This window comes from Actinosynnema sp., assembly GCF_052038725.1.
This window is the reverse complement of the sequence record NZ_JBQGCX010001216.1, coordinates 1-6,635: the sequence shown is the minus strand read 5'-3', so window position 1 is coordinate 6,635 and position 6,635 is coordinate 1. Positions and strand designations below refer to the sequence as shown.

The window sequence follows — 6,635 nt, the reverse complement described above, 5'->3', positions numbered from 1 at the left end:
CAGTGCTTGCCCACGACGCGGCACAGGACGGCTCCGCTGCCCTCCTCGGCGGCGCGGGAGACCAGGCGGCAGTCGTACACGGCGTCGTAGAGCGCGGTGCGGATGTTGTCGCTCATGCCGCCGTCAACGCTGACGTAGCGGCGGGTCGCGCCGGCGTCGAGCTGGACGTCCTTGATGGTGCCGACCTCGTAGAGCGTCACCGTTCCGGGGCCCACGATCGCCCGTCCGGGTTCGACCGCGAGCTTCGGCACGGGCAGCCCGGCGCGGTCGCACTCCTGGGTGACGATGTCGCGCAGCTGGGCGGCCAGCACGGCGGGCGGGGGCGGGTCGTCGTCGGCGGTGTAGGCGATGCCGAGGCCGCCGCCCAGGTCGAGCGTGGTCAGCTCGTCGAGCAGGGTCGGGCCGTGCTCGGCGCGCAGCTCGGCGAGCAGGGACACCACGCGGCGCGCGGCGACCTCGAAGCCGCTGGCGTCGAAGATCTGCGAGCCGATGTGGCTGTGCAGGCCGACCAGGCTCAGGCCCTCGGCCTTGACCACCCGGCGGGCGGCCTCGGCGGCGTCGCCGGAGGCGAGCGAGAACCCGAACTTCTGGTCCTCGTGCGCGGTGGCGATGAACTCGTGGGTGTGCGCCTCGACGCCGACCGTGACGCGGATCATGACCTGCTGGACCCGGCCGCGCTCGCGGGCGACCTGGTCGAGCCGGGCGATCTCCTGGAACGAGTCGAGCACGACCACGCCGACGCCCGCGTCGACGGCCGCCGCCAGCTCGGCGAGCGACTTGTTGTTGCCGTGCAGCGCGATCCGCTCGGGCGGGAACTCGGCGCGCAGCGCGATGGCCAGCTCGCCGCCGCTGCACACGTCGATGCTCAGGCCCTCCTCGGCGACCCAGCGGGCCACCGAGACGGACAGGAACGCCTTGGAGGCGTAGTGCACCAGGGACGGGTCGCCGAAGGCCTCGGCGTGCTCGGCGCAGCGGGACCGGAAGTCGGCCTCGTCCATGACGAACAGCGGGGTGCCGTGCTCCTCGGCGAGCGCGCGCACGTCCACGCCGCCGAGGGTGACGACGCCGTCGGCGCGGCGCTCGGCGTTGCGGGGCCACACCCGTTCGGGCAAGGCGTCCAGCTCGGAGCCGTCGGCGGGGGGCCGCCCGGCCGTGCTGGCCTGGGCGATGACGTCGGCGTGCCGGGGTCCGGCGGGGTGGGCGCGCATCACATCCGCTCCGGCGCGGTCACGCCCAGCAGGGCCAGGCCGTTGGCGAAGACCTGCTGCGCGGCCTGGCACAGCCGCAGGCGGGCGCCGTGCAGCTCGGTGGCCTCCTCGTCGCCGCGCGGGAGGATGCGCAGCGCGGGCTTGTGGTCGTACCAGCGGTGCAGGTCGCCCGCGAGGGAGTGCAGGTAGTTGGCGACCCGGTGCGGCTCGCGCAGCTCGGCGGCGGCCTTGACCACGCGCGGGAACTCGCCGAGCGCGCGGATCAGCGTGCCCTCGGCCTCGTGCTCCAGCAGCTGGAGCGAGTCGTTGGCCTCGACCTTGAGGTCGGCGGCGTTGCGCAGCACGGAGCAGATGCGCGAGTGCGCGTACTGGACGTAGTAGACCGGGTTCTCGCTGGAGCGCTTGCGCAGCAGGTCCAGGTCGATGTCGACGGAGGAGTCGACGGAGGCGCGGATCATCGCGACCCGGGCCGGGTCGACGCCGACGGCGTCGACCAGGTCCTCCATGCTGATGATGTTGCCCGCGCGCTTGCTCATCCGGACCGGCTTGCCGTCGCTGACCAGGTTGACCATCTGGCCGATCAGGACCTCGACGCTGTCCGGGTCGTCGCCCAGCGCGGCGGCGGCGGCCTTGAGGCGGCCGATGTAGCCGTGGTGGTCGGCGCCGAGCATGTAGATGCACAGGTCGAAGCCGCGCGAGCGCTTGTCGACCAGGTAGGCGATGTCGCCGGCGATGTAGGCGGGGGCGCCGTCGCTCTTGATGACGACGCGGTCCTTGTCGTCGCCGAACTCGGTGGAGCGCAGCCACCAGGCGCCGTTCTCGAAGTAGAGCTTGTCGGAGCCCTTGAGCTTCTCGACGGCGGTGGTGACGGCGCCGGACTTGTGCAGCGAGTCCTCGTGGAAGAACACGTCGAAGTCGGTGCCGAAGTCGTGCAGGTCGCGCTTGATCTCGTCGAACATGAGGTTGACGCCGATGCGCCGGAACACCTCGGGGCCGTCCTCGGCGGTCAGCGCCTCGGGCTCCTGGCGCAGCACCTCGGCGGCGATGTCGGAGATGTAGCTGCCCGCGTAGCCGTCCTCGGGGGCGGGCTCGCCCTTCGCGGCGGCCATGAGGGAGCGCACGAAGCGGTCGATCTGGGCGCCCGCGTCGTTGAAGTAGTACTCGCGGGTCACGTCGGCGCCGCTCGCGGCCAGCACGCGGCCGAGCGCGTCGCCGGTGGCGGCCCAGCGGGTGCCGCCCAGGTGCAGCGGGCCGGTGGGGTTGGCGGAGACGAACTCCAGGTTGATCTTCCGGCCGGCGAGCAGGTCGCTGCGGCCGAATTCTTCACCCTTAGTGATGATTTCGCGCACAATCGCGGCCTGCGCGTCGGGGGCGAGCCGCAGGTTCAGGAAGCCGGGGCCCGCGACGGTGACCTCGGAGAGGGCGTCGTTGCTGGTCAGGGCCTCGGCGAGCCAGGTGGCGAACTCGCGGGGGTTGGTGCCCGCCTTCTTGGCGGTCTGCAGGGCCACGTTGGTGGCGTAGTCGCCGTGCTCGGGGTTGCGCGGTCGCTCGATAGTGACCTCGGCCGGGAGGGCGGAGGGGTCGAGACCGCGCGTGGACAGCACGTCCACGGCCGTCGCACGGACCAGTTCAGCGAGCGCAGCGGGAGTCACCCGGTGAAGTTTAGGGAAGTGTTGCCCCTGGTCTCGACCGGGTTCTCCCGTCCCAGGGCGTGGAACGTCAACTGTGATCACCCGAAGGGCGTCACTCAGGGTTGACGGCCAGCAGACACCTGGTCCCTAAACTGACCTGCGGCATGGGTGTGACGAATCCCTGATGACCTGAGGCGGACATGACCAGCGGCAAGAAGACGAAGGCCGCGCGCTCCAGCGTGCAGGCGGCGCGTTCCTCGGTGGTGGCGAGCAAGCCCAAGCCGTGGGGCACCATCATCGCGGTGATCGCCGTGCTGGGACTCGCGGGCGGTGTTTTCGGCTACGCGTACACGCGCATCGACGAGAAGAACCAGCGCGACGCGGCACTGGCCAAGTGGAACCCCACCGAGGAGAACAAGGACCCGTCCGACCAGATCGAGGGCGTGGTCAAGCAGGAGTACGCGGCGGGCAAGCACGTCGACGCGACGCAGCGGGTGGCGTACAACTTCTCGCCCCCGTTCGGCGGGCCGCACGACTCGGTGTGGGCCAACTGCACGGGCGTCGTCTACTCCAGCGCGGTGCGCACCGAGAACATGGTGCACGGCCTCGAGCACGGCGCGGTGTGGATCGCGTACAACCCGGACCAGGTCTCGGGCCCGGCGCTGGACACCCTGAAGGCCAAGGTGGACAACCAGCCCTTCACGATGATGTCGCCGTACCCCGGCCTCGACAAGCCGATCTCGCTCCAGTCCTGGGGCCACCAGCTGAAGCTGGAGTCGGCCGACGACGAGCGGATCGACCAGTTCATCCAGTCGCTGCGCCGCAACCAGTACACGTACCCGGAGATCGGCGCGACCTGCGACTCCGCCACGTTCAACGTGGACAGCCCGCCGCCGTTCGTGGCCGAGGCGCCCGGCGCCGACGCGGTCCCGATGGAGGGCGGCACGCAGGCCACCGACGAGATGCCGCAGGACGGCCAGCCCGCCCCGCAGGCCTCGACCCCGGCCGGTTCGCAGGCCCCCGCGACCGGGGCCTCCGCCCCCGCCTCGTCCGCGCCCGCCGGCAGCTGACGTGGCCGACGTGGAACGGGTCCCCGATCCGGACGACCCGCTGACCGACCCCGCCGACCCGACCCCCTCCCCCGAGGGGGCGGGCGGCGGGCGCCCCACCGCCGCGCGCGCCGTGGTGATCGGCGCCGCCGTGGTGGCCGTGCTGCTGCTGGGCGCGGCGATCGGCCTGCTGGTGAAGGTGCCCGGCGCGGACACCGGCACGACGCCGGGCCGGGACTCGGTGGACGTCGGCTTCGCGCAGGACATGGCGGTGCACCACGTGCAGGCCGTGACCATGTCGAACATCGCCCTGGACCGCACCGAGGACGACGCGGTGCGGCAGCTGGCGTTCGACATCGGCTCGACCCAGCTGGAGCAGGTCGGCCGCATGAAGGGCTGGCTGACGCTGTGGCGGATGCCCGAGCAGCCCACCGGCGGCACGCACATGGCGTGGATGTCGGGGCAGGGCGGGACCGGGCACCACGACGGGACCGTGGCGACCGAGGGCGCGTCCGCCGGGCGCAGCGGCCTGATGCCGGGCATGGCCACGTCCGAGGAGCTGGCGAAGCTGCGCTCGCTCGGCGGGGCCGAGTTCGACGTGTACTTCCTCCAGCTGATGCTGCGCCACCACCAGGGCGGCGCGCCGATGGCGGCCTACGGGGCCGAGCACGCCGAGCAGGACGCGGTGCGGACGCTGGCGGACAACATGCTGCGGTCGCAGACCGGCGAGTCCGAGTACATGGAGCACCTGCTGGCGGACCGGGGCGCGGCCCCGCTCCAGTAGTGGAGCGCGCCAGGCGAAAGCCGCACCGGCTGGGCCGCAGCGGAGGGGCGGGCGCGGCGGTCGGGGGTTCGTGCTGCTGCGCAGCACGGGGCAGGCGCGTCTTGCCGGGCGCGGCGCCTGCCCCGTGCCACGGTCGCGACGGGGACGAGTCCCCCGAACTCCCCACCGCGGCTCCCCTGTCGCGCGTCACTCGGACGGCGCTCCTCCAGGAAGAGGTGTCGGTAACGCTATGCCACTTCCAGGGAATTCAGGTCTGGTTCTTTTGGGTGAAAAAATAGCTGAAAACATTTCATCTATGTCGAACCGGTAATCGCATTCCACACAGCGGTCGCACATGGCCCCCCGGTCGCCGGAACCGACGACCTACCGTGATCACCCGATCGCGCCGCGCCGATCAGCCCCGGTCGGAGCAGTGGCCGGACATTCTTCCGGACAGGATCCAGCAGCGATCTTGACATCGATGTCAGCCTCCCGCTTCTCTGCCCGCTACGGGGGCCCACGAGGTCCGGACCTGGCGGAAGGCGTGCGCAATGGGGCACATGCGGGGCAGGCGGAGATCATTCGCGGGAGCGCTGGCGATATCCGTGGCGCTGGCGGGCGTGCCAGTCTGGGGGCAGGCCACCGCTGCCCCCGAGGAGCCGCCCGTGCGCGAGACCGTCTTCGCCACCTCCTTCGAGGAGGGGCAACCGCTCCCCGACTGGGCGAGCACCGTGGAGACCGGACCGGACGGGAAGCCGAGGACCGGCGGTGTCAACGGCAACGACTCCACCGGCATCCCCGGCAACATCACCGACCGCGTCACCTCGGTCGCGGCCAACGCCGAGTACGTCGAGTCGGACGAGGTGAAGGAGAACCTGGTCGACGGGAGCCCCAGCAGCAAGTGGCTGGCGTTCACCGCGACCGGCTGGCTGGAGTTCACCTTCGACGCGCCCGCCACCGTCAAGGACTACGCCCTCACCTCCGCCAACGACGCGCCCGAGCGCGACCCGAAGGACTGGAGGCTCAGCGGGTCCGACGACGGCGAGACCTGGACCGAGCTGGACGCCCGCACCGGGCAGACCTTCGCCGGTCGGCACACGACGGTCACCTACGAGACCGGCAACACCACCGCCTACCGGCACTACCGGATCGACATCACCGCGAACCGGGGCGGCCAGGCCGTGCTCCAACTCGCCGAGGTCACCTTCTCCGACGGCTCCACCTCCCCGCCCGCCGAGCACATGCGCACCACCACCGGCGAGGGCGCCACGGGGGCGTACAACTCCCGCTCCCGCACCGGGTTCACCGGCACGCGGGCGCTGCGCTACCAGGGCACGCACACCGCGCAGGGGCGCGGCCACTCGTACAACAAGGTGTTCGAGGTCGACTTCCCGGTCACCGCGACCACCGAGCTGTCCTACCTGCTGTTCCCCTCGTTCAGCGCGGGCGACCTGCGCTACCCGTCCACGTACGCGGCACTGGACGTGGCGTTCTCCGACGGCACCTACCTGAGCGAGCTGGGCGCGCGCGACCAGCACGGGTTCGAGCTCTCGCCGAGGGGCCAGGGCGAGTCGAAGGCGCTGTCCACGAACCAGTGGAACCGGGTCGCGTCGGTGATCGGGCAGGTCGCGGCGGGCAAGACCGCCAAGCGCATCCTGGTCGGCTACGACAACCCGGCGGGTCCGGCGGCGTTCAACGGCTGGGTCGACGACGTGGCCGTGCACACCGCGCCCGAGGTCGTGGAGCACGCCCGCCCGTCCGACTGGGTGCTGACCACGCGCGGCACCAACTCCAGCGGCGGCTTCTCCAGGGGCAACAACTTCCCGGCCACCGCCGTGCCGCAGGGCTTCAACTTCTGGTCCCCGATGACGAACGCGGGGTCCACGAGCTGGATCTACGAGTACGCGAAGGCCAACAGCCGCACCACGAACCTGCCGTCGCTGCAGGCGTTCACCGCGAGCCACCAGCCGAGCCCGTGGATGGG

General features: G+C 71.6%; 5 protein-coding genes. 3 read left to right on the top strand and 2 right to left on the bottom strand.

Annotation, left to right across the window (positions count from 1 at the left end; genetic code table 11):
* The coding region (gene lysA, locus ACTUAL_RS25615; protein WP_440902043.1) for a diaminopimelate decarboxylase at positions 1–1,208 on the bottom strand (1,208 nt) is incomplete at its 3' end.
* Positions 1,208–2,860, bottom strand: a complete 1,653-nt coding sequence (argS, locus tag ACTUAL_RS25610; protein WP_440902042.1) for an arginine--tRNA ligase — start codon at positions 2,858–2,860, stop codon at positions 1,208–1,210. The genes lysA and argS, both read right to left, overlap by 1 nt.
* 179 nt (positions 2,861–3,039) lie before the next feature.
* Here argS and ACTUAL_RS25605 point away from each other — a divergent pair, with 179 nt between their 5' ends.
* From ACTUAL_RS25605 to ACTUAL_RS25595, 3 genes are all read left to right on the top strand, one after another.
* Positions 3,040–3,909, top strand: a complete 870-nt coding sequence (locus tag ACTUAL_RS25605; protein ID WP_096496788.1) for a DUF3105 domain-containing protein — start codon at positions 3,040–3,042, stop codon at positions 3,907–3,909.
* 1 nt (position 3,910) lies between these two features.
* Positions 3,911–4,672, top strand: a complete 762-nt coding sequence (locus tag ACTUAL_RS25600; RefSeq protein WP_440902041.1) for a DUF305 domain-containing protein — start codon at positions 3,911–3,913, stop codon at positions 4,670–4,672.
* Positions 4,673–5,316: 644 nt separating this feature from the next.
* A partial coding sequence (locus tag ACTUAL_RS25595; protein WP_440902040.1) for a discoidin domain-containing protein occupies positions 5,317–6,635 on the top strand: 1,319 nt, incomplete at its 3' end.

Excerpts from the sequence above, each read along its gene's own strand:
- ACTUAL_RS25605 (WP_096496788.1), top strand. The coding sequence starts at position 3,040 with ATGACCAGCGGCAAGAAGACGAAGGCCGCGCGCTCCAGCGTGCAGGCG.